Origin of the sequence: Frankia nepalensis (genome assembly GCF_016786325.1) — a bacterium.
GTDB classification, from domain to species: Bacteria; Actinomycetota; Actinomycetes; order Frankiales; family Frankiaceae; genus Pseudofrankia; species Pseudofrankia nepalensis.
In genome coordinates this window covers 1-4,015 of sequence record NZ_JADWYU010000297.1, presented here as the reverse complement: position 1 = coordinate 4,015, position 4,015 = coordinate 1, and the positions used below count along the sequence as shown (strand labels likewise).

General features: G+C 71.4%; 3 protein-coding genes. All 3 read right to left on the bottom strand.

Annotation, left to right across the window (positions count from 1 at the left end; all coding sequences use genetic code 11):
* On the bottom strand, positions 1-842 hold an 842-nt coding region (locus tag I6A81_RS40645; RefSeq protein ID WP_203008018.1), incomplete at its 3' end, for a cytochrome P450 family protein.
* A gap of 480 nt (positions 843-1,322) precedes the next feature.
* Positions 1,323-2,570, bottom strand: a complete 1,248-nt coding sequence (locus I6A81_RS40640; protein WP_203008021.1) for a cytochrome P450 — start codon at positions 2,568-2,570, stop codon at positions 1,323-1,325.
* 168 nt (positions 2,571-2,738) lie between these two features.
* Positions 2,739-3,854, bottom strand: coding sequence for a dihydrodipicolinate reductase (locus I6A81_RS40635; protein ID WP_203008023.1), 1,116 nt, complete (start codon positions 3,852-3,854; stop codon positions 2,739-2,741).
* Positions 3,855-4,015: the final 161 nt, after the last annotated feature.

Below are 4,015 nucleotides of genomic sequence, written 5' to 3'. Positions count from 1 at the left end.
ACGGCGGTCGGGACGAGGGACGGGTCGGCGGACAGCCGTCGCCACTGTTCCGGGTTGGTCAGCAGCGCGTGCAGCCCGCCCGAGATGGCCGCGCTGGTCGTGTCGTGGCCGGCGGTCGCGATCAGCACGTAGTAGCCGACCACCTCCAGCTCGCCGATCGGCCCGTCGTTGACCGTGGCGTTGGCGATGACGGAACCGAGGTCGTCGGTGGGGTTCTTGCGCCGCTCGGCGATGAGGGCCTGGAAGTACTGGAAGAAGTCGAGCAGGGCGGACGCGGCCGCGTTGTCGCTGGCGGTTCTGGCCAGGTCCTGGTCCTCGGCGCCGAAGAGCTCCTGGGTGAGCTTGAGCATCCTCGGGAAGTCCTGTTCGGGTATTCCGAGCAGCGAGAGGATGACGTAGAGCGGGTAGTGCGCGGCGACGTCGGTGAAGAAGTCGCACTCGTCGCCGAGTTCGGCCATGTGGTCGACGTAGCGCTTCGCGAGCTCGGCGATCCGGCCGGACAGCTTGCGGACACCGGCGGGCTTGAACCAGTCCGCGCTGATGTGCCGGTAGACCAGATGGTCGGGCGCGTCCATCTGGACCAGGGTGCGCACCGCCGGAGGCTCGGCGGCCGGGTCCTGCTGGACCGCCGTGCGTGGCGCGTTGTGCCACAGCTCCGAGTCGCGCGAGATCTCCATGACGTCGTCGTAACGGGTGATCGCCCAGAACGGCGGGTACTTCGCGGACTCGACCCGGTGCACGGGGGACTCGCGGCGCAGCAGCGCCGTGGCCGCGTGGAAGCGCCTCTCGTCCGCGTACGCCTTCGGGTCGGTGAAGACGCCGCCCGCCGCTTCCAGATCCATGCCTAGTCCCCTTCGACGCCAACGGATTCCACGGGAGCGCGCGCGGGCGGGCGGGTCGCCGGGGCCCTCGGAGCTCCGCGTCGGCGCCCTCGGCCGGCGGCCGGCCACCACCACAGTGTTTCTCGCCGCCGCCGCCGGTCGCGCTTGGGGCGATGCTACGAGGAGGTGCATAAAATATGCAATAGAGCGGGATGTGCTGACCCGGCTATCTCGTCCGGCTCGGCCGGCCGTCGCCAGCCGGCCGTGTCAGCCGCTCGCCCGCCCGGCTGTCCGCGCGCGTCGCCCGGTGGGCCGCCTGTCGCGGTGGGGGCCCACCCGTCCCTTGACGCCGGCATGGGTCCCGCCCGAAGGCAAACACGGTTCCGAGCGGTCGGGAACCGTGGAGATCCGGCTGCGGACCCTGCGGGCCGTCCGCGTGGCCGAAGTGCTCGCGCCGCCGAGCTGAGCCGGCGCCGCCCGCCCAGCCACCGGCCGCCGCGTTCATCGGCTCCCGGACGCAGCCACCTTCGGCTTGAGACTGGTCCAGGTGATCGGCACGGACGCGAAGCCGCCGACCAGGTTCGAGTGCAGACGCGGCAGGCCGGCGGGGTCGCCGTCGACGGCGAGGCCCTCGAAGCGGCGCGCGATCGCCTCGAACATCACCCGTAGCTCCAGGCGGGCGAGCGAGGCGCCCAGGCAGAAGTGCGGCCCGCCGGCGCCGAACGCGACGTGCTCGTTGGGCCTGCGGGTGAGGTCGACGCCGTCCGGGTCGTCGAAGACCCGCTCGTCCCGGTTGGCCGACGCGTAGGAGAGCAGGACGCGCTCGCCCTCGCGGATCGCGACGCCGCCCACCTCGGTGTCGCGCGCCGCCTGCCGGCTGAAGTACAGGACCGGGGTGGTGTGGCGGACGAGCTCCTCCACGGCGGTCGGCAGCAGCGACAGGTCGGCGCGCAGCCGCTCGAACTGCTCGGGGTTGTCCAGGAGGGCCACCGTGCCGCCGGCGATGACGCCGCGGGTGGTCTCGCTGCCCGCGTTCTGCAGCAGCATGAAGAACGCGGCGACCTGCCTCTGGTCGAGCCGGTGGCCGTCGACCTCGGCGTGCGTGACGATGCTCAGCAGGTCGTCGCGCGGCGCCGCCTGGCGTTCACGGGACAGGCCGTCGGCGTAGGCGAACATCTCGGCGGCGGCGGTGAGCCGGTCCGTCGCGTCGGCCTCGGGGTCGAAGGCGAAGGTCCGCTCCGTCCAGGCGAAGACCTGCGCACGGTCGGCCTCCGGCACGCCGACCAGGTCGGCGATGACGTGCAGCGGCAGGATCTCGGCGATGTCGTGCACGAGGTCGGCGCCGTCCCGGTCGAGCAGCGCGTCGAGAATGGCGTCGACCCGGGCGCGGACGAGGCTTTCCAGCATCGCGATGCGGCGCGGGGTGAACCCCCGGTTCACGACCTTGCGCATCTGGGTGTGGCCGTGGCCGTCGAGGTTGATCAGGATGTCCATCGTCGCCTCGGGCGGCGATCCCGGTGGGACGTCCACCGTCGGGCTCGGGGCGTTGCGCCAGGTCTCGGCGTCGCGCGACACGGCCTGCACGTCGGCGTGCCGCGCGACCACCCAGTAACCGCCCGCGTAGGCCTCGTGCTCGTGGTGGGACACCGGGTCGTTGTCCCGCAGCCAGCGGAACCGCTCGTGCGGAAAGCCGGCCGCGTAAAGGCGCGGGTCGTGTAACGGGAGGTCGGATAACGGGAGCTCGTTCATGATGTGCCTGCCCCTCCGCCGGGGAAGCCGGCGGTCTGGTCGCTGCCGCTGGCGCTGGTGGCCCCGGTCCAGTAAGGATCGCGCAGACGGCGCTCGTGGAGCTTCCGTTTGGGTCGCGAGGCCGCTCATCGATGAGATCGATCACCGGCCCCCAGCAGCCGATGCGGCTCAGCCCGCGCGGCGTACGTTGCGGCTGATCGGGTGGCCGATGTCGCGTGGGCCGAGCAGGCCGGGCCGGGCGGCGCATACGGCCGGGATGGCGTTGATGATCGGCATCGCGGTGCTCTTGCCGGCGGTGACCAGGCCGATGTCGTGGTGGCCGGCGCTCTTGGGGTTCTGGCCGCTGGTTGGTTTGCGGGGCCGGCTGGTGACCTGGTGTTCGAGGGTGAACGAGGGGCTGCCTTCGATCTCGATGCGGAACGCGAAGACCTCCGGGCCGAACGGGCCTTTCCACTGTGGGCCGGCGCCCATGCCGACCCGGTCGACGTGCTCGACGACGGCGACGGGCCGGCCGCCGTTGAGCGCCTGCAGCTCGAAGTGGATGACCGACGCGGTGCCCGCCTTCACGGTTCCGAAGCCGGTCTGGATGTCGTGGTCGAGGGAGTCCGTCTCGTAGACGATGTTCCAGTCCTCGATCTCGACGTTCATCGCGTCGCAGAGTTCCCGCAGGGTGGGCTCCCACATCTGGCGCAGGAAACCGCCCTTGAGGAGGATCGGTTCGAAGCCGGGGCCCTGGCCGAACCCGAAGTACTCGCGGCAGACATACTCGGCCTCGTACTGGCCCCAGTAGCCGAGCTCGCAGACGCGGACGCATTCGACCTCGTCGGCCATGCGCAGGGCGGCGAGCGCGAGGTCGGTGGTCGCCCAGCCGGGGTCGGAGCCGGAGAAGTACGCGCTGGAGCCGCCCTTCGCGCACGCCTCGTGGACCCGGTCGAACCCGGCCGGCACGTCCGCCGGGTAGCCCCAGGCGAAGATCGACGCGGTGACGGCGTTGGCCCCGGCCTCCAGGAACCGGCAGACGTCGTTGGCGGCGTCGAGTTCCCGGCCGATGCTGTTGCTCTGGTAGGACAGGCAGTCGGGCGCCAGCGCGAGCAGTGCGTCCCAGTCGTTGGTCGTGACGATGCCGGTTGGTGCGCGCCGGATGAACGCGCCCGCGTCTTTGCCGATCTTCTCCGGTGACTGGACGTACATGCCGACTAACTCGAGGTCGGGATGGTTGAGGATGCCGTCCAGCGCCGAGCGGCCGATGAGACCGGTGCCGCTGTGCACGACCCGAAGCGCCATGTCCAACTTCCTTTCGGCGAATGCGCGCCGCGGGCCGTCTGCCCGCCGTTGCCGGGTGTCGGGGCGGTAGCGCCTGCTGTCTAGTTGCTGCTATCTCGTGGTGGCGGATGAGTTCCGCTGGTCGGTGGCCGGGTGGGTGGGCCGCCCGGCGGGCGGCCCAC

Bases quoted from the DNA above. Each gene is read 5' to 3' on its own strand.
- I6A81_RS40640 (WP_203008021.1), bottom strand. From the start codon at position 2,570: ATGAACGAGCTCCCGTTATCCGACCTCCCGTTACACGACCCGCGCCTT.
- I6A81_RS40635 (WP_203008023.1), bottom strand. From the start codon at position 3,854: ATGGCGCTTCGGGTCGTGCACAGCGGCACCGGTCTCATCGGCCGCTCG.